This is a genomic window from Microcoleus sp. CAWBG27 (assembly GCF_020883145.1).
In the GTDB taxonomy this organism is placed as follows: Bacteria; Cyanobacteriota; Cyanobacteriia; order Cyanobacteriales; family Microcoleaceae; genus Microcoleus.
Genome location: NZ_JAHREU010000019.1, coordinates 18,269 through 38,548, shown reverse-complemented (window position 1 = coordinate 38,548; position 20,280 = coordinate 18,269). Strand labels below are relative to the sequence as shown.

General features: G+C 47.2%; 15 protein-coding genes. 7 read left to right on the top strand and 8 right to left on the bottom strand.

Going from position 1 to position 20,280, the window contains the following annotated elements; all coding sequences use genetic code 11:
• Nucleotides 1-917: 917 nt before the first annotated feature.
• The 8 genes from QZ938_RS13335 to grpE form a co-directional block, all read right to left on the bottom strand.
• The gene (locus QZ938_RS13335) at nucleotides 918-1,115 is read right to left on the bottom strand and encodes an NblA/ycf18 family protein (RefSeq protein ID WP_293146710.1); all 198 of its coding nucleotides are present in this window, start codon (nucleotides 1,113-1,115) and stop codon (nucleotides 918-920) included.
• Between the two features lie 531 nt (nucleotides 1,116-1,646).
• On the bottom strand, nucleotides 1,647-2,378 hold the full coding sequence (locus QZ938_RS13330; protein ID WP_293146712.1) for a biopolymer transporter ExbD: 732 nt from the start codon (nucleotides 2,376-2,378) through the stop codon (nucleotides 1,647-1,649).
• A gap of 15 nt (nucleotides 2,379-2,393) precedes the next feature.
• Nucleotides 2,394-3,182, bottom strand: coding sequence for a MotA/TolQ/ExbB proton channel family protein (locus QZ938_RS13325; RefSeq protein WP_293146714.1), 789 nt, complete (start codon nucleotides 3,180-3,182; stop codon nucleotides 2,394-2,396).
• Nucleotides 3,183-3,427: 245 nt separating this feature from the next.
• Complete coding sequence (gene rsgA / locus QZ938_RS13320; protein WP_293351867.1) at nucleotides 3,428-4,678, bottom strand: ribosome small subunit-dependent GTPase A; 1,251 nt, start codon at nucleotides 4,676-4,678, stop codon at nucleotides 3,428-3,430.
• Nucleotides 4,675-4,965 (bottom strand): sulfurtransferase TusA family protein, encoded by a 291-nt coding sequence (locus QZ938_RS13315; RefSeq protein ID WP_293146720.1) that lies wholly within the window; start codon nucleotides 4,963-4,965, stop codon nucleotides 4,675-4,677. The genes rsgA and QZ938_RS13315 overlap by 4 nt, the downstream gene beginning before the upstream one ends.
• A 484-nt stretch (nucleotides 4,966-5,449) precedes the next feature.
• Nucleotides 5,450-6,577 carry a molecular chaperone DnaJ gene (gene dnaJ / locus QZ938_RS13310; RefSeq protein ID WP_293351865.1) on the bottom strand — a complete coding sequence of 376 codons (1,128 nt, stop codon included), beginning with the start codon at nucleotides 6,575-6,577 and terminating at the stop codon, nucleotides 5,450-5,452.
• Between the two features lie 132 nt (nucleotides 6,578-6,709).
• Nucleotides 6,710-8,818, bottom strand: a complete 2,109-nt coding sequence (gene dnaK / locus QZ938_RS13305; RefSeq protein WP_293351863.1) for a molecular chaperone DnaK — start codon at nucleotides 8,816-8,818, stop codon at nucleotides 6,710-6,712.
• 290 nt (nucleotides 8,819-9,108) lie between these two features.
• Nucleotides 9,109-9,900: a nucleotide exchange factor GrpE gene (gene grpE / locus QZ938_RS13300; RefSeq protein ID WP_293342413.1), complete on the bottom strand. Its 792-nt coding sequence runs from the start codon at nucleotides 9,898-9,900 to the stop codon at nucleotides 9,109-9,111.
• Between the two features lie 757 nt (nucleotides 9,901-10,657).
• Between grpE and QZ938_RS13295 the strand changes: the two genes are divergently transcribed.
• From QZ938_RS13295 to QZ938_RS13265, 7 genes are all read left to right on the top strand, one after another.
• Nucleotides 10,658-10,960 carry a helix-turn-helix domain-containing protein gene (locus tag QZ938_RS13295; protein WP_293351861.1) on the top strand — a complete coding sequence of 101 codons (303 nt, stop codon included), beginning with the start codon at nucleotides 10,658-10,660 and terminating at the stop codon, nucleotides 10,958-10,960.
• A complete protein-coding gene (locus tag QZ938_RS13290; protein ID WP_293365539.1) occupies nucleotides 10,961-12,091 on the top strand; it encodes a transposase in 1,131 nt (376 codons plus the stop codon).
• A gap of 492 nt (nucleotides 12,092-12,583) precedes the next feature.
• Nucleotides 12,584-14,593: a GspE/PulE family protein gene (locus QZ938_RS13285; RefSeq protein WP_293146730.1), complete on the top strand. Its 2,010-nt coding sequence runs from the start codon at nucleotides 12,584-12,586 to the stop codon at nucleotides 14,591-14,593.
• A 124-nt stretch (nucleotides 14,594-14,717) separates the two neighbouring features.
• Entirely contained in the window at nucleotides 14,718-15,815 is a 1,098-nt protein-coding gene (locus QZ938_RS13280; RefSeq protein WP_293146732.1) for a type IV pilus twitching motility protein PilT, read from the top strand.
• A 249-nt stretch (nucleotides 15,816-16,064) separates the two neighbouring features.
• A complete protein-coding gene (locus tag QZ938_RS13275; RefSeq protein WP_293351857.1) occupies nucleotides 16,065-17,192 on the top strand; it encodes a type II secretion system F family protein in 1,128 nt (375 codons plus the stop codon).
• A 362-nt stretch (nucleotides 17,193-17,554) separates the two neighbouring features.
• Nucleotides 17,555-18,169, top strand: coding sequence for a hypothetical protein (locus QZ938_RS13270; protein ID WP_293351855.1), 615 nt, complete (start codon nucleotides 17,555-17,557; stop codon nucleotides 18,167-18,169).
• A 347-nt stretch (nucleotides 18,170-18,516) separates the two neighbouring features.
• Nucleotides 18,517-20,172, top strand: a complete 1,656-nt coding sequence (locus QZ938_RS13265; protein WP_293351854.1) for an ABC transporter substrate-binding protein — start codon at nucleotides 18,517-18,519, stop codon at nucleotides 20,170-20,172.
• Nucleotides 20,173-20,280: the final 108 nt, after the last annotated feature.

Sequence of the window (20,280 nt, the reverse complement as noted above, 5' to 3'; positions counted from 1 at the left end):
CTTTTTTTGGTTTTAAATATTAAGATTCAAGAAAAATTTACGGCGGTTGAAACCGCCCGTGCTGCTTGCATCTCAGGTCTAAAGACTCAGAGTTTTCCGCTTGCCGAATGTTTTTTACAACTCTTTTTAGAGTTACAAGTGGCACGATCCAGAACTTGAGTAGAAAATTAAAGGTTTTGCTTGTCGGAGATCGCCTTTTGATGTTCGACTTGCTCAATTCTTGCTCAAAGCCATCCGCTGCAACTTGAGAGGGCTAGCGCCGTGCAAATCTAACTTTATTGCAGATTAAAAGCTTTAGTTGAAGTGTTAAGCTCGCGATCTAGCGGTTCTCAGAAAGATGAGGTATATCAAATTATGCTGCGATAATCAGGGAGAGTGCACACACGAAGACCATATTTACCGGAGAGAAACCTCAGAAAGCTTGTAATACATATCGCTTACCAATTGCCAGACATACCTCATATTTTTGAGAAAAGCTATATCAAACAATTTGCATTTCTGGAAATTAGATTTATTAATTTATTCTACCCAATTTCAGAATTTATGGGTTTAATTTATTGTATAAGAAATATAGATATTGTCGAAAAATTTATAATGTTTAAGAGGCGGAGCGATAAATTCTTGTTGCTTTGTGCTGCGATCGTCGATCGGACTATTACGGAGAATCGATCCCAACTTTTAGTAGAATCAAAAGACAATAAAGTGGGAGTTTGTCTAGACCCGAGGATGAGTTCTCGATAGGTCGCTAAAAATTGTTTCTACCAAATGCCTCTAACCTGATAAATTCATCCGTATATCAGTGTCGGGTTCTGAGGATATTCTTGCCTTGTATCTTCGAGTGACGCCCCATCACCCCCAACTCCTTTCCGCCTGAGGGAAGAGAGTAAGAGACGGAGGTCGCCGACTGCGACTCTAGGCTACTCAACGCCTGGATTGGGCTCTAGACCCCAATGGTGTTTGAGAAAATGGCGGTACATGGTTTCGCGCAACATCATTTGCTCGTAAAGCTTGACCAAAAACTCCTGAGCTTGCTCGCGGCTCATGCCACTTACCTGTGTTTTGAAGGAACACAGGCTAAATTGCTGCTCCAAAGACAATTCTGCTGGTTGGCTCATGACTTTGACTCCTGTAGTAAGTAAAAGTGACTTGACAGTGAAACCTGGATTAACCAGATTTGTAAGTTGTTTCTGTAAGTTGCTTCAGCGATCGGCTCTTGGTTTCAGGATGTCCCGCAAGCCTATCTCGCTTTAGTATATTACAAAAGGTAACAATAATTTGACAAAATTACCATCTTTCCCAAGAAATAACTTAATCGTAGAGATGGCAGGATGTCGGCAAAAGTTCCTTCCGCAGACTTATACCACTCTATCTACTTGTCAAAAGAAAAAAGGCTCAGTATGAACCAAAATAATTGCAGCGATTTATACCAACTCGTGCGGAAATTCTCTCTGAGTAAGGGGGAGAGCGGGTGAGGGGAGATCGGGAGAGTGGGAGAATTTATATTTCTCTCTTCTCCCTTACCTTCTTCCTTGTATCGGTTATCAAATCATTTGCTGGCTTCGGAGTTCAACCCTCAACATCCATTCGTTAAATCGGCTACACCTGTTAAATCCCGCACACTGCTTCCGAACTTAGAAGCGTTCCTGCTAATTGGAGGGAGGGACATTCGGCTGTGGAGTAGCAGCTCCGGGCCTGGAATTGGGGGCAATGGGTGCGGGCGAAACGGGAGGAATTCCTAGATTTCCCCCAGAGTTGCTCGGCTGCTGTCCCGGTGCTGGAAGAGGAGATTGAAACTGATTGGGATTGAACTGCTGCTGCCCCGGAGCCGGGAGAGGAGATTGAAACCGATTTGGATTGAGCTGCTGTTGCCCAGGATCTACGGGAGACGGCAGAGGTTGAGGGTAATTGCCCGAAGGTGCCGCAGGAATCCCCGAATTGGGAAGCGACGGATTATTCGGCTGGGCAGAGGGAGCTGAACTAGGAAGAGTTGCTAGAGCTACTCTATCGCCCCCTACCTCTCGCAATTTGTCTAAAACCTCCACAACTTTGGCGTATTTAGCATTTTGAGGAGCGTACAACACCGTCAAGCCGGCAGGATTTGTGCTGTGGAAACTCTTTAAAACTCGATCGAGCTGCTGGTAATTAACAGGCAATTGGTCGATATAAGTTTGCCCGAAATCGTCAATGCTGACAATCAGCATCTCTCGCATCTGCGTTTGTCCAGTCTTCGCCTTCGGCAAATCGACATTAATCGCTTGCTGGCGAGTCAGTTGCAAAGCCGCCACCAAAAAAAACGTCAGAATGCAAAAGATCACGTCAATTAAAGGCACCAGTTCAATCCGAGCCTCTTCAGCAGGAGTATCTAAGTGAATCTTCATCAGTTGTTCTTTGTTCTAATTATTAGAAGGTGAATCTTCAGCCGGATCGGAACCTTTCAATTTCGGCTCCCTGAGACGTTCTCCCGATGATTCTTGAGAATTGAGAGAACGCCTGTTCAAACCATCGGAACCAAAGGAAGAATTGTTGTGCTCTGTACCGGGCGATCGACCTTTAGCATTAGCAGTCGGCCAATATTGTCTGTAGAGCAATTCCATTTCATTTCCAGCTTTGCGAAATATTTTGGCTTGGTTGAACAAAAAAGCTTGAAATATCCGATAAAACGCCAAGGTAAAAATTGCTACTACCATCCCACTCGCAGTCGTGATCAGCGCCTCGCTAATCCCCAAAGTCACGCCAGTGGTTGCCGCCGTACCGATGTCGCCCAGACGGATGGAACTGAGGGAGTTAATCAAGCCCAAAACTGTTCCCAGCAAGCCCAGCAAAGGGGCGAGAGCGATCGTCGCTTCTAAAATTTTGTCCCCGCGGCGCATCGAAGCCAACTCTTCATCGGCGGCTGCTTCGAGGGCGAGTCGAAATAAATCTGGTTCGGGATTGTACAGGCGCAGGGGTGCAGAAAGAAATCGCCCGATCGGCTGTCGGTTGGCCTGTCTGGCAATCTCGCTAGCCGCCCCCCAATCGCTGCGCGCCGCGTCGAGAATCCGGTTAACAATCTGCTTCTCTTTGCTCAAGAGACTCGCCCAGAACCACAAACGCTCGATAATTGTGCTTACAGACAGAATCGATAACACTAACAGGGGCCACATCGCTGGGCCGCCTTTTTGAAACAGTTCTTGAATATTCACAATATTTTTGCTCCTGCATTACCCGCTAACTTTTGCTTCTGTTCTACTTTTTTTTACAAATCTAAGGCCATTTAATTTTAGCGATTAATGTACTCAGGACTTACGCACTCGCCACTAAAGAAACCGGGTCTTGCAGTCCGAGGCCTCGGGCTGCAAAGAAGTATCTTACTCGATCGAATCCCGTTGCTGGTAAGTCTTGGTAATATTGTCAGACTCCTCGCGGGCGATCGGCGGTGGCGACTTGCTCAGAATTCTTCTAAGTCTTCTTGACACATATCTTGCAGCGACTGGTGTTGCAGGCGGCGGGAAGAGCGACGATATTTTTTAGTTTGCAGTTTCGGTTCATACTGCTGTGTACCGTCGGACTTGGTTTGCTGCTTCAAGCTGGATTCGGCGCTGCTGGAGTTTTGCAGAGTTTGCTGGCGGACGATCGCCTCTTCCATAAAATTCAAATAATACTGGTAGCGCTCCCAATCGCCCCGCACCACACAGTTAGGCTCATCGCGGTGCGAACAGTCGCTAAACTGGCAGCTACCCAAAGCCAGCCTCTGACGAGCTTCTGGGAAATATTGAGCTAACTCGGACGGATCGGATTCGAGAGCCGGCTGATTAAAGCCCGGAGTATCAGCCAACAGCCCGCCGTCGGGGAGTTCAAATAGTTCGACGTGGCGAGTCGTGTGGCGCCCGCGGCCGAGTTTGCCCGAAACAGCGTTGACTCGCAGGTTGAGGGCGGGAACCAGTTGGTTGATCAAGCTGGACTTGCCGACGCCAGAAGGCCCACAAATTATCGTTATTTTGTCTTGGGTGTGGCTGTGGAGAAAGTTCGGCAAGGGATTTTGTACGGAATTTAACGGAGCTAACGGATGAGCCGATTTTGCTAGTAGGGGGTTCTCCTCAGAAGGCAACAGAGAACCATCTATTTTGTCCGATAAATGCTGGGAAGTTACTTTTTCGACATAAACTTTATTTTGAAAATTTGTGGCAACTTCCTGCACTCCTAAACCGCTGCGAACGCTAATAAACATTGGTTCGTAGCCCCAACGTGAAAGCCGATCGCGCCACTGTTCCAATTCCTCGGCCCTTACCAAATCGCATTTGTTCAGGCACAAACTCACCTCTAAACCTGTAGATTCTGCCTTGACTAAAAACCGAGTTAATGAGGCGGGGTCTAAATCGGGTTCGGCTAGGGCAAAAACCAGGAGAATGCGATCGGCATTAGCGACAGGCGGGCGGTTGAGTTCTGTGCGGCGGGGGAAGACTTCTGAAATTGCACCCCGGCGGTCAGTCCAGTCTGGTTCGTCTACCACCACGCGATCGCCCACCATCACCTGTTGACCAATTTTTTTGAGTCGAGTGCGACGAGTGCACAGGAGAGTGGGAGCATCCGCCAGGGCTATATTCTCGTGAATCCCGGCTGCTTGATCTAGCCTGACTCGGTAGAAGTTAGCCTGAACTGCCACTACTGTACCGACGAGGGAGGACAAATTCAGGCTCATCCTGCTTCCTGGAGTTCTGGGCGCTGCACTTTCATGGCAAAAAAGCCGGACTCCGACTCATCCGCAACAAATTGCGTTTCGAGAATTTGATAGCCTTCCATTTTCAGACTATCAGGCACTTGTTCGATCGGCTCCCCCGCATCCAGCCACACTTCCAAAACAGCACCCGGTGGCATTTGTTCCAGTCGCAATTTAGTGCGGACAAAATTCAGAGGACACGGAGTCCCCCGCAGGTCGATTTTGGCATCGGGAGATTTGGGATTTTCAATTTTGGATGTTGAATTCATAGTCTGCCTTTTCTTTTCAAATTTCCCATTTCAAATCCTAAAAGCCTTATTTTATCGTGAACCAATTGCCCAACAATTATTCTACAACCGATTTTTGAGACCAATTGGTCTCATTTTTGGGAGGACTATTCCCACAAATTGCCCAACTATTATTCTACGACGGATCTTTGAGACCCATGGGTCTCATTTTTTGAAGGACTATTCCCACAAATTGCCGAACAATTATTCTACCTGTACAAAATGAGACCAATTGGTCTCACTTTTTTGACAGAGAATTTTAAAATTGCCGAACAATTATTCTACCTGTACAAAATGAGACCAATTGGTCTCACTTTTTTGACAGAGAATTTTAAAATTGCCGAACAATTATTCTACCTGTACAAAATGAGACCAATTGGTCTCACTTTTTTGACAGAGAATTTTAAAAATTGCCACGGAATCATCAAACAGGAAAATTTGACACCCATGGGTGTCAAAAAATTGCTTATTTCTGAAACAAATTGCCCAAAAATCCTTCCAAGCCACCTTTACCAGTACGATCGCCCTTCAGCTTAGCAAGCTGCATCAGCAACTCCCGTTCCTCAGCAGTCACCTTAGTCGGAATATCAATAGACACCGCAATCAAATGGTCACCGCGACTGACTGGATTGCCCAACTTAGGCACTCCTTTTTTCTCCAGAGTCAGAACCGTATCAGGCTGAGTCCCAGTAGGAATCAACAATTCCGTCGGCCCATCTACAGTTTCCACTTCCAACCGGCAGCCCAAAATTGCTTGCAAGTAACTAATCTTGACTTCCGAATTAACGTTAATGCCGTCCCGCTTAAATAGCGGGTCTTCATTCACAGCCAAAAACACGTAAAGATCCCCCGGCGGCCCACCCAACTTGCCAGCATCGCCTTCATTGGAAACGCGCAAGCGAGTACCGTTGTCTACCCCAGCCGGAATAGTGATTTTCAGCTTTTTCATCACTTCTTTCTGGCCCCGGCCGCCACAAGTTTCGCACTTGTCCTCAATCACTTGCCCGGTGCCGTTGCAGGTGGGGCAAACAGAAACTTGAGTAAAGCTGCCGAAAGGAGTGCGGGTAGCGCGTCGGACTTGACCGCTGCCGGTACAAGTCGAACAGGTTTGAGGTCTGGTTCCCGGCTTGGCGCCAGTTCCGGTACAAGTTTCGCAGGTTTCTAGGTGCTTGATGCGGAGTTCTTTTTCCCCACCAAAAACTGCTTCGCGGAAATCCAGGCGCAAATCCAGTCGCAAATCATCTCCGCGCACCGGGCCGCTGCGTCTGCGACCTTGCTGTTGGGCGCCCGCCCCTCCTTGAAAACCCTGAAAGAAGCTTTCAAAGATGTCAGCAAAGCTGTCGCCGAAGTCTTGGAACCCCGGCGCGCCTGCACCACTGACGCCTTGTTCGCCGAAACGATCGAAACGGGCGCGGGTTTCCGGTTCGGATAGTACCTCGTAGGCACGGTTAATTTCTTTAAACCGCTCCTCAGCTCCAGATTCTTTGTTGACATCTGGATGGTACTTGCGAGCTAGGCGGCGGTAAGCACGCTTAATTTCCTCTTTGTCTGCGCTGCGAGAAACGCCTAATATTTCATAGTAATCACCGGCCATAAAGCTGCTTGCCTGGAGGTAAATAACAAAAAGTGTACGAAAAAGAAACGGGCAACCTTTCCTGAAATTACCAATTAAAAATTAAAAATTTTCATTGTTAATTGTTAATTGTTAATTGTTAATTTTTCAGTGCTAAAGGAAAGGATTCATCTCATCAACTTCCGGTTCGGGAACCTTCGGTTTGGGTTTGGGTTGTGGTTCCGGCTGTCGCTTGGACTGTCGTTCCGGTTTAGGTTCCGGTTGTGGTTCCGGCTGTCGCTTGGACTGTCGTTCCGGTTTGGGTTCCGGTTGTGGCGGAGCTGGTGGCGCCGGGGGGGGTGCCACCAGCAGCTCTTCTGTCAGGAAAAGGCTGTCGTCGGTAACTGCAACCTCTTCTAGTTCTGAAATCATCTCGCTTTCAACCTCTGGCGAGGAGTTGGCTACTCCGCTGCGGGCTTGCTCGTAGACTGCTGTCCCGAGGGAGTATAGCAGTTGCTTGAAAGCTTCGATTTGCTCGGTGAGTTCCTCAACAGTGATGTCGGGGTTAGCCATCCCCGCCTTCAAAGCTGTTGCTGCTGTTTCGGCTGCGACTTTGAGGTCGTCGCTGAGCAATTGGGCGTTGGTTTTCAAAGTGACACCACAATTATAGACCAGGGTGTCGGCTTGATTTTTGAGTTCGACTACTTGAGCGCGCTTGATATCCTCATCGGCGTAAAGTTCCGCTTCTTGTCGCATCCGCTCGACTTCAGTTTCGCTCAAGCCCCCTGTATTGGAAATTTGGATGCTTTGTTCTTTGCCGGTTCCCTTATCTTCTGCGGCAACTTTGAGAATGCCGTTGGCATCGATTTCAAAGGTAACTTCGATTTGAGGTACGCCGCGGGGGGCTGCGGGAATGCCTTTGAGCAGGAATTTGCCGAGACTTTTGTTGTCTTTTACCAATGCGCGCTCGCCTTGGAGGACGTGAATTTCTACGGAGGTTTGTCCGTCAGCAGCCGTGCTGTACATTTGCGATCGACTGGTGGGGATGGTTGTATTGCGATCGATTACTTTGGTAAACACACCGCCCAAAGTTTCGAGTCCCAGGGAAAGCGGCGTCACGTCTAGCAACAGCAAATCTTTGACTTCACCGCCCAACACCCCGGCTTGAATTGCCGCGCCTACAGCTACAGCTTCGTCGGGATTCACCGATTTATCGGGAGACGCGCCCCCAAAATACTTACTAATTGCCTCTTGAACTGCCGGAATTCGGGTTGAGCCTCCGACTAAAATAATCCTGTCTATATTTTTCGGGGTAAGACTTGCGTCTTTGAGGGCTTGAGTCACCGGATCGATCGTCGCCTGCACCAAATGAGCCACCAGTTTTTCAAACTGAGCCTTCGAGAGATCCATTTCCAAATGCTTGGGCCCTTTAGCATCAGAGGAGATGAACGGCAAATTAATGGATGTGGATTGCGAGAGAGAGAGTTCAATTTTCGCCTTTTCCGCAGCTTCTCGGAGGCGCTGCAAAGCCATTTTGTCTGTTGAGAGGTCGCTACCTTCTTGAGTTCGGAAAGCTTCTACCAGCCACTGAACTATGCAGTCATCAAAGTCATCTCCTCCGAGATGGTTGTTACCTGCGGTGGCGTTGACTTCAAAAATTCCGTCTCCCAATTGCAGGATCGAAACGTCGAAAGTACCGCCGCCGAGGTCAAAGACCAAGATTTTCTGTTCGATATTTTGCTTGTCGAGCCCGTAGGAAAGGGCGGCCGCCGTCGGTTCGTTGACGATCCGCAGGACTTCTAAACCCGCGATCGTACCGGCGTCTTTAGTAGCTTGGCGCTGGGCGTCTGTAAAGTATGCCGGCACAGTAATCACGGCTTGGGTAACAGTTTGTCCCAAATAAGCTTCAGCATCTTGCTTGAGCTTTTGGAGTACCATTGCCGAGATTTCTTGGGGAGTGTGAACTTTGTTCCGAATTTGGACATTAACAGTGTCGTCTTTGCCTTTGATGCAGGTATAGGGAGTGCGCGATCGTTCTTCTTCCGTGTCGTCCCACCTGCGCCCGATAAATCGTTTGATGCTGTAAACAGTATTTACAGCATTAGTTACAGCTTGCCGCTTGGCTAGTTGACCGACTAAGCGATCGCCCGCCTTGCCAAATCCTACGATGCTCGGAGTTGTGCGGCCGCCCTCAGAATTGGCGATCACGACTGGTTTACCGCCCTCCAATACAGCTACGCAACTGTTGGTCGTGCCGAGGTCAATTCCAATAATTTTTCCCATAGCGCCTCATAAAACTTTGTGGGATGTTTGGAAACTTCCAACTACAAGTTGGGGTATAAAAAACGACTAAGCTTGTTTTAACAAGCATCACCTGACTCGATTTGTAGGAAACAAACTTGATATTTTAATGCAAGATCGCAGACTCGTTAAAAAATTGTTCAGAATTTGTTGAGAAAGCGCTGACCTGCTTTTAGTCCTGAATTAAGAAGTTGGTGAGTCTGCCACCTTCGTACCCCCGAATTCTCTTCGGGGGTCAGTGACTTCGAGGAATGCAGTAGCTTCTGTCCCGATTAACTTTCCGAACTATCGGGATTTTCATCTGAGGCTACCACAGATATCCCAGGCGCCGCAACTTTCACTTTGGCGTGGCGCAAGACACGATCGCCCAGAATGTAGCCGCGTTCTAGTTCTTGGATGATTGTTCCTTCCTCGTGTTCGTCTGTGGGCTCGCTGAGGAGAGCTTCATGGAGGTTGGGGTCAAACTGTTCGCCTTCAGGGCGCATCGGAGAAACCCCAATTTGCTTGAGACCATCTACCATTTGCTTGTAAACGCTTTGGTAGCTTTTGTGAATGTTCATTTCGCCGTCGTTTTGCGGCTTAATGTGCGATCGAGCGCGCTCGAAATTGTCGATTACCGGCAACAGCGGCTTGATCGTGAGACACCTTGCCTGTAAATCTAACTCTTCTTTTTCCTTTTGGGTGCGCCTGCGGAAGTTTTCAAAATCTGCTGCTAGGCGGAGATTTTGATTTTTTAGGTCTTCTAGTTGAGCCGATGTGGCTTGCAACTGAGTTTTTAAAGCCTCTTTTTCATCTCTTACGGAGGCGAGTTCCCTCTTCCATGATTCAGCCGCGTCTGCTGTCGGGCTGTTGGTGGAATTGCCGGTGACAGGATCCCCGGATGCGTTTGCTCCCTTGCGATCGCCCTCGGTGCTTTGATAAGCTTGAGCAAGTTCGAGTTCCCAATCGGCTGCTTCGTTAGAGTTTGCTGGTGCCGGCGGAGTTTCGCTTGCCATTGGTGAACCCTCTGGGGTTTCCCCAGTTGAGTTAGGATCTAGATCTTGCTGTTTTTCCTCGTCAATCATATAAGCTGCGCGACAGAACCCTATCAATTCTAGCAGATACACTTAACACGGTAAATGTAGAGAACTATAATTTAGTGTGGATAGCACTATCTGATTCATAGGAAAGCTCCGGCCTATGTGCAGGAATCTCTCAAAGCTTTCAATATTTTATGGAAATGAAATCTCGATCTCTAGTTCTAGTAAGACCGCCGTTGGCGCTAACACAACGTTTATTGTATCGCAATTTGGGAATAACACACTCGCATTGATAGCAAGTTGAGAATGATATTAAGCAGTTATATTTCCTAAGAATAATTGAGTCGTTGATAGCAGACATTTCAATATTTGCGAAAAACAAGAGTTAATTAAGGTTGATATGTATGGCTTTTTTATTGGCAAGTAGAGCCTTATATTTTTCCCTTGACTGCGTTTGCAAAACAGAGAAGTATCCTCGATTATTTGGGAGTAAAATGAATATTGGCAGAGAAAAAACTAGATCTGCTCAAAATCTGGGAGATCGCCCGCAACCCGATCACAGATAATTAACTAACAGCCGGGAATTCTAAGGGTATATTTAAAGGGGATGAATCTGAGCATTGCGCGAAGTACCCCGAATGAATTACCGCAGGGATGTCCAGAAGCGTTGGGTAGAGGAACGGAAACCAACAATTAGACCTGCCTACTACGAGTCAATCTTCGGGAGCATCTTGATTCTCAATATACTTCCTAAGTGTTGAAACAGTTATACTGTGGGAAGGTCGAAAAAAGGAAGTTTTCAATGCAGCTCACGTACAAATACCGCCTCAAACCTACAAAAGCCCAATTAGGAACAATCACGACTCACCTAGAACTCTGCCGCCGACAGTATAACTACCGACTCGGCGAAAGATTTAGGTGGTGGGAATCGACGAGATCACCCGTCAACGCCTGCCCCTTAACTGCATCCATAGTTTCTGTCGAGGAGATTTATCAAAATATTCCTTTGACTAGAGTGCAAACTAGAGATGGTAGAAAGAAGGATGAATCAGGCAATTCTTTGACCAGGAAAGGTGATGTTTTTTCAAACATTGAGAGTGGTTAGGTGCAGTGGCAAACCATTCAGTTAGCGGATCTGAAAAACACTAAAAAACTGTTTTCTGATTACAAAGCCTTGAATTCCCAGGTTTTACAGGATGTGGTTAACCGAGTGGAAACTTCCTTTTCAAACTTCACCACGCCTGACAAAAATGGCAATCGCAGAGGCAAACCTAAATTCAAGGGATTCCATTACTACAAATCTTTTACTTATCCTCAATTAGATAATTTAGATATTATCAAGGATGAGCAAAATAGAATTTGTGTTGACCTAGCGAAGATAGGTCAAGTGCCGATGGTTTTCCATCGTCCAATACCAGCAGGATTTAAAGTTAAGACGGGGACAGTTATCAGAGAAGCAGACGGGTGGTATATTGCCCTGACGCTAGAAGATAAGACAGTTCCCGTAGCGGTTGCAGAAATTCAACCGACTGATAAAAACACTCTTGGTATCGACTTGGGGATAACCAATTACGTCTATTTTTCTAATGGTGAAAGAGTTGAGAATCCTAGATTCTTGAGGAAGTCGGCTCAGAAATTAGCAAGGCTTCAAGCAAAACTAGCGTCGAGAGTTAAAGGTTCTAAACCCTGGAGAATTATCAAGGACAGGATTTCTAGGCTGCATCAATTTGTAGCTAGGGCGAGACTTGACTTTCAATTCAAAGTTGCACATGAGCTGTTTGGCAAATGCGATGTTTTGGTCGTTGAAGACTTGAGTCTCAAGAATCTAACTAGACGTGCCAAATCTAAGACTGATATCGAGGATGGCAATTTAGTTTACTTGCCGAACGGTCAGTCAGCTAAAAGTGGCTTGAATAAATCAATGCTTGATGCTGCTCACGGTCAATTTGCTAGTGTTCTCAAGTATGTCGCTTGGAAATTGGGTAAAAATGTTTTGTTCGTCGATCCAAAGGGAACTTCTCAATATTGTTGGAACTGCCTCAACAAAGTACCGAAAGAATTGTCTCAGCGGTGGCATTCTTGTCAATGCGGTGAGTCTTTGGATCGAGACGAAAATTCAGCCAAGCTAATCAAAAAAATTGGTATAAGTTACGAAAGTGGCGGGGGAACTCCGTCACTCAAAAAAGCCTTTGCAGAAAAGGAAAAAGAAGCCTGCGGTTTAACTGTACTCTGTTGACCGTCAGGTTCGTTCACTCAAAATATATCTCAAAAGAGCGATCGATGGCTTTCGTCAAAGCTATCATCATCAAAGATCGGACAGCCGATCTTGAAGCTAGTACAGATACCGCGCCACCACGGGTACTGTAATTTGACCAAACAATTTGCGAATATAGCACGATCGTGGAAAGGCTACAGACCTCGGGATCAATGCCCAAGTGATGTGCCATGAGGCTATAACGAGAGTATATCGCAGGTCGATCGGGCCAGTAAGCAACTTAGCACTCAACAAACAAAATTTGATTGCGAGCATCGACCAATCCCTCCAACGTCTCATCAATTTGTGGACGAAAATGAGAGGAGACTACGAGCTTACACTTGACATATTACGGATAGAGCAAAAATTATGATAGCTCATCCACAAGCAAAAGATACGGGGGTTTTAACCCCGCGTTGGTTTTCCTCTCAGCACTCTCTGTGACTGAGTTTCCCACAATCATGAGTGTTTTTTATGACTAACACATCCCAGGGGTCTTCTCGCACATCGATAGTTGCTATCAGCGTTTTGCCTCCGGCTCTCAACAAGATGATTCAGTCGGGTTACGTCAACGGCGACCAAGTGAAACAAGCTCAACTTGAAAGCCGGAAGTCGGGTAAGCGGTTGACGGAGGTATTAGAAGCACTTACCGGGCAGCCGTTGCCTCCTGAATTGCTGCGGCTTTACAAGAAGCAGCAGATGTTTGAACGGAAGATTGTCTACGGGGTTGAAGCGTATGACCCGGAGATGAGCGAAATGTCGAACGAGCAACTCGGAATTATGCTCGATGGGTTGAAAATTTCGATCGACATTTGTCACCAAGGTCGCTTTTTACCAGTAGCGAAGACTGAAACCGAGCCTCAGGCTGTTTTAGTGGCAATGGTAGATCCCGACAACCTCAACGCCATAGAAGATTTGCGGCGGATTTTACAGCCTCACGGATTGGCTTTGCAGCGACGGGTGATTACGCCAGACGACTACCAGGACATCACTTCGTCCTATCAAGACGACCAAGTTAAGGTAGCCGCCAAAATAGCAGAAGCCGAAAAGCAGAGAAAACTGGAGTTAGGCGAGGGAGATTTTGGCGAACTCTCATTAGAAGAGGAGAGTTCTGACCAAGAAGACTTAGCCAACACCATAGACGATGCTGAGGCGGCTCCGGTAATTAAGGCTGTCAACATCATTTTGGCTAAAGCTTTGTCGGAAAAGGTGTCTGACATCCACGTAGAACCTCAAGAAGAGTTTATGCGGATACGGATGCGGAAAGATGGGGTGCTGCAAGAGTATTTCCGGTTTCCGAAACAGGTTGTGCAATCGATTACGGCTCGTTTCAAGATTATTGCCAACTTGGACATTGCCGAACGCCGACAAGCTCAAGATGGTCGTATCCGCCGGGTGTTTGAGGGACGCACGGTAGATTTCCGGGTGAATAGCTTGCCTTCCCGGTACGGCGAAAAAATCGTGCTGCGGATTTTGGACAGTTCCAGCACTCAGTTGGGTTTGGGTTTGTTGATCTCGGATCAAGAAACTCTGGCTTTGGTGCGAGAGACTGCTAGCCGCCCGTTCGGACTGATTTTGGTGACGGGGCCGACGGGTTCGGGTAAGTCAACTTCTCTGTACTCGATTCTGGCGGAACGCAACGATCCGGGGGTTAATATCAGTACGGCGGAAGACCCGATCGAATATGCTTTGCCGGGAATTACCCAATGTCAAGTAATTCGGGAAAAAGACTTGACTTTTTCCAACCTGCTGCGGGCGTTTTTGCGGCAAGATCCTGACGTGATTCTGGTGGGGGAAACGCGGGACAGAGAAACGGCGAAAACTGCTCTGGAAGCTGCTTTGACGGGACACTTAGTGCTGACCACACTGCACACTAACGACGCGGCAGGGGCGATCGCGCGCTTGGACGAAATGGGCGTAGAACCGTTCATGGTTTCAGCCGCTCTGTTGGGCGTGTTGGCCCAGCGTCTGATGCGGCGCGTTTGCGACAAATGCTGCATTCCTTACCAGCCTACTGCGGCCGAACTCGGTCGCTACGGTCTGTCGGCTTCTCAAGAAATCGATCTGACTGTTAACAAAGCCAACACCATACCGGTAGAGGAAAGAAAAGGACTCGCAGAACGCGATCAACTTTGTCGGAAGTGCAGCGGCCTAGGCTACAAAGGACGGGTAGGCGTTTACGAGTTCCTGAAAAATACTGAGCGGCTGCAAACTCTGATCACTCAAGGGGCTCCCACAGAGCAACTTAAGGAAGCAGCGGTAGAAGAAGGGATGAAAACCTTGTTGGCTTACAGCTTGCAGTTGGTGCGGGAAGGCGCGACTACCTTTGAAGAAGTCGAGCGGGTGACCTTTACTGACTCCGGGTTGGAGGCAGAACTGAAAGCCAAACGCAAGCAGGGACTTACCTGCAAAACTTGTCGGGCGGAATTGAAGCCGGAGATGCTGGATTGTCCGTACTGCTTGACGCCACGCTTTTTGGATTGATTCAGCAGTTAACTGTTGACTGTTGACTGTTGACTGTTGACTGTTGACTGTTAACTGTTAACTGTTAACTGTTAACTGAGCTAGATTGGTCAATAACTATCAACTAGATCGAGGAGAGGTATCTATGGGTCTGATGATTGAAGACGTATTGGAGTCCCTGGTAGAGCAAGGGGGTTCGGACATACACATCCAAGCAGGCGCGCCTATCTTCTTCCGCGTCCACGGAAAACTAACTCCTCAGTCCCAATACGGCGACATTTTGTCTGCTGAGGAAGTGCAGATCCTGATCTTCCAAATGCTCAACAATATGCAGCGCAAGCAGTTGGAAATGGAGTGGGAACTCGACTGCGCTTACGGGGTGAAGGGATTGGCTCGGTTCCGGGTGAATGTGTACCGTGAGCGGGGTGCTTGGGCTGCTTGTATGCGGGCTCTGGCTTCTAAGATTCCTAACGCAGATGCTTTAGGCGTGCCGCAGATTTTGCGGGATCTGACGGAAAGACCCAGGGGTATGCTGTTGGTAACGGGACAGACAGGTTCCGGGAAAACTACTACGATGGCGGCTTTGTTGGATCTGGTCAACCGGACGCGGGCTGAACACATTCTGACGGTTGAAGACCCGATCGAATATGTGTTTCCGAATGTCAAGAGTTTGTTTCACCAACGCCAAAAGGGCGAAGATACTAAGAGCTTTGCTAATGCGCTGAAAGCAGCCCTGCGCGAAGATCCGGACGTGATTCTGGTGGGGGAAATGCGGGACTTGGAAACGATCGGTCTGGCAATTTCGGCGGCAGAAACGGGTCACATGGTGATGGGAACGCTGCACACTAATTCGGCTGCTGCTACGATCGATCGGATTTTGGACGTGTTCCCGCCCATTCAACAACCCCAAGTTCGCGCCCAAGTGTCTAACTCTTTAGTCGGAATTTGCAGCCAAAATTTGGTTGTGAAAGTTGGGGGCGGCCGCTGCTGCGCTATGGAAATCATGGTGAATACTCCAGCTATGGCTAACTTGATCCGGGAGGGCAAAACTCCTATGATTTACTCCCAAATCCAAATGGGGGCAAAATTGGGCATGAGGACGATGGAAATGGCCCTCGCTGAACTTTACAAGGGCGGTAAAATCACTTGGGAATCGGCAATGGCCAAGGCTTCTAAGGCTGATGAACTCGAACGCTTGATCGGCCCGGCACCTGTTGGTACAGGCAAGGTAGGGGCTCATTAATTGAGTCAGTCAGTCCATTTTAGATTTTAGATTTTAGATTTTAGATTTAATTGCAGCGCAGTGAATCTGGGAGCTTGAATTACAATCTAAAATTTGGGGATCGACTCTCATAAGTGTTGGGGACTTGTACCTGTTTTGGGGCTAAGCAATCAGTTATTGGTCAGCAGTCCGCAGAAATGACCAATCACTAATGACTAATGACTGATTGCCAATGACTAATGACTTTTAATAATTTTCCAGAGGCAATCTATGGCTACAAATGTTATTAATCCAAAACCAAAAACAGGCTTCGATCTCAGTAGGATTCAGGAGCAATTTGAGTATAACCTTAGCAGTCTTACTGTTAAGGATATGGCGATTTTTGCTCGTCAGTTTGCGGCTATGTTTAATGCCGGGGTGGCGATCGTGAGATGCCTTTCCGTGCTGCACGAGCAGTGCTCTAATGCTAAGTTGAAACGAGCACTCAGGAGCATGAATGCTGACGTGCAAGAGGGGATAAACTTGGCAGAGGCGATGGCTAAGTTTCCTGATGTTTTTGACCAACTGTTTATCAGTATGGTGGCGGCGGGAGAGGTCGGCGGTGTGCTAGATGAAACCCTCGACCGTCTGGCGGTGATGATGGAAAAAAATCACAAGACGGAGGCTGAAATTAAATCTGCGATGTCTTATCCGAAGACTGTGTTTTTCATCGCGATTGTGATTTTTTTCGCAATGACGATTTTTTTGCTACCAACTTTCGCAAAAATCTTTAAGGATATTGGTGCAGATTTGCCCGCTTTTACGGTGATGATGTTGGGAATTAGCGCATTTTGTACGGCTTGGCCTCCGATCCAACAACTGACAGTTATTGGGGTAATTATAGCGCTAAAATTTGCCTTCGATATGTACTACAAAACTCCAGTAGGTCACCTCCAAATCGATAGAATTGCGATGAAGTTGCCAATTTTTGGAGATTTGATTGAAAAATCGGCGGTGGCGAGGTTTTGCGTCATCTTTGGCTCGCTGACGCGATCGGGTGTGCCGATTCTGAACTCTTTGGAAATTGTGCGAGATGTGGCGGGAAATCAGGCGATCTCAAATGCGATCGAATATGCGAGACAGGAAATTCAAAGCGGTGGCATGATCAGTATTGCTTTGCAAGAACAAGCTGTTTTTCCGTCCTTGGCAATTCAAATGATGGCAATTGGCGAGGAGACTGGGGAACTTGACAAAATGTTGATGAAAGTTGGCGCTTTCTACGAAACGGAAGTCGAAGAAGCAGTCAAGGGACTTACCAGTATGCTGGAACCTCTGATGATTGTTGTGGTCGGTGGTATCGTAGGTTCGATTTTGCTGTCGATGTATCTGCCGATGTTCTCAGTGTTTCAGAAGCTGTAAAAAGTCAGTTGTCAGTTGTCAGTTGACAGTTGACAGTTGTCAGTTGACAGTTGACAGTTGACAGTTGACAGTTGACAGTTGTCAGTTGACAGTTGACAGTTGACAGTTGTCAGTTGACAGTTGTCATTGGCTTTGTTTGAGTTGTTAATACTGTTCAGTCAGTGATATGGTCTTGGCTAATCTTTGAAGAACCAATGACCAATTGTTGCGAACTAATGAATAACCAATTGCAAATTACCAATTACAAATTGCCAATGACAACTGACTAATGACCAATGACCAATGCCCTGTTTGCCCTATGCCCCATGCCCCATGCCCCATGCCCAATGACTGATGACTAATGACTAATTAATTGATTTAAAATGTCTGTAAAACAATCACATTACGAGGCTTTACTAGCACAGTACAGCGAATTTTCGGCAGCGATCGCCCTGTTGAAAAAATATCGGCTGTACATGGAGATGATTCCGAGTATCCGCCGCGCTAACGAAAGCTTAATTACCATTCCATTGCCCATTGCGCGCTTGCGGGAGGGGGTTTCCTATGCTGGAAGCGGAGGCACTTCCATAGCGCCGGGACAGGCAGTTTGTTTGCCCTGCGATTTGGTGATTTTGATGTGCGATCCAGAGTGGAAAGTTAAAATTGGGGTGGAAATTTTGGTTTTTATTCACCGCCCTGGTGAAGATTTTTCTGATTTGTTGGGCCGCTGGCGGCAGTGTCAGGTTTGGTTGGATAAAACTTACGAGTGGGTGATGCCGTACCGCTACAGACATATTTTTAGCGATGAGGCGGAGGCTGTTCATCCGCTATTTGTTTTGTTTGAGGAAACTAACGATCGCATTCAGCGCGGTTTGATGGCGGCGGGGTTGCCGTTTGTTGTTGAAAGTTTTGACTCGGGGATTGAGGAATTGGAGGATGAACAGTTTCTCGGTAGCCCTGAATTGGGGAGTATGGGTGAAGAGAGTTATGAGTTGTAGGCGGTGGTGCGATCGATAATTAAGTTGACAATTGTAGGGGTAGTGCCCCCGTGCCTGCCCTCTTAGTTGTCTGTGACAGCCATCTGTACTGGGAAGTCCGGGGATTGCAGTAATTAATAGTCTGATTTTAATTTCTTCCGATCGCGCTTGGGGCTTTAAGCCAATTCTTTTTTGTAATGATAAAGGGTAATTGGTAATCAGTGTGTTATATTTTGTTGATTAAATTTTATGTAAGATAAGAATTAAGAGGTTAACCACAGAGGACGCAGAGAACGCAGAGGGGAGAGAATGAGGAAATTAGAATTTTCTTGATAGGAATATAATTTTATTAAATAGGAGCTATTGAAATGAGGTTGTTAAAATCCTGGCGTTTAGTTTTATTAGCTCTAGTTTTTGGGATGGCTGTAGTTCTATCAAATTGTGGCACTCCTGCAAATATTACTAATAATTCTCCAACTGCGACAACTCCTGCGGCTGTTCCACCAGGGGCTTTAGTCTACGGTGCGGGCGGGCCGCCGGTGAATCTGGAACCGGGAAATGTTACTGATGGTAATTCGGTGATTGCGATCGACCAAATCTACAATCGTTTAACTGATTTTAAACCCGGAACTGTAGAATTGGAACCGAGTCTGGCAACTGAATGGTCGAGTTCGACAGATGGCAAAACTTGGACTTTTAAGTTGCGATCCGGGGTGAAGTTTCACGACGGGACGGATTTTGACGCGGATGCTGTTAAGTTTAATGTCGATCGCTGGTGGGATGCCAAAAATCCTAACGGGTATCGAGATTCTGGCAAAACTTATCAGATTTGGAAAAACTTTTTTGCTGGATTTAAGGGCGATAAAGATTCTTTGGTCAAGGATGTGACCGTTGTTGATAAGTCTACGATTAGGTTCGTGTTAAATCGACCTTTTGCGGCCTTTCCTTCGGCGATTGGGTCTGGTTATTTTGGGATTGCGAGTCCGGCGGCGGTGAAGAAAGCGGGTGCTAAATACGGCACTCCGGGGTCGCTGGCGGTGGGTACGGGGCCTTTTGTGTTTAAGGAATGGATCTCGGGCGATCGCATTATCTTAGAAAAAAATCCGAATTATTGGAAAGCTGGAACGCCGAAAGTCAATCAATTGGTAATTCGTTTTGTGGACGATCCGGCGGCAAGACTCGCTCAATTGAGGGCTGGTCAACTTGATTTTACTGTGGATTTAACGCCGGATCAATTGAAAGAGGTGCAAGCGGATGCTAATTTGGAAACTGTTTTGCGCCCTTCTTTTAATGTGGGTTATTTGGCGTTAAATCCAGGTTACGCGCCTTTGGCGAAATCAGAGGTAAGACGGGCGATCGCCCAAACAATCAACAAGCAAGCCATCGTCAAGGCTTTCTGGGGAGAACTAGGCAAATATGATTCACAATTTATCCCGCCCTCGCTGAATTGGGCGGCGTCGGACAAAGTTAAAGATTACGAGTTTAACCCCCAGCAAGCTAAAGCAATGCTGGCGAAGGCTGGTTATCCAAACGGTTTTGATTTGGATTTGTGGTATATGCCAGTCAGCCGTCCCTATTTTCCCACGCCGAAGCCGATCGCTGAGGCTTTTGCTGCGGATTTAAGCGCGATCGGGATTCGGGTAAAGTTGCTGACAAAGGATTGGTCTGCTTATTTGGCCGATCGGCTAAAACCTCCAGGCTTTCAAGCTTTTATGATGGGTTGGACTGGAGATTATGGCGATCCTGACAATTTTTATTATCCTCACTTCGGCCCTGGTTCGACGGCGGATTTGGGAAATTGGAAAAATCCGAAGGTTTTGGAACTTTTAGATAAGGGGAGGGCGACTGGGGATAAAGCAGCCCGGGCGAAAATTTATGCGGAAGTTAGCGAGATTTTGCATGGGGAGGCGGTGCGTTTGCCGATCGTCCATTCGCAACCGCTTTTAGGGAAGCGCAAGAATATTAAAGGTTGGATTCCGAGTCCTTTAGGTTCGGAGTCTTTTGAGGAAGTTAGTAAGTCTTAAAAAAGTGATTTTCGTGCTGAATGTACTGCCGATCGCTCTACTATAGAAATTGCCGATCGAGAGTGATACACTGATGGAAGTACAACCAAGGGAAATTCGACGTTACAC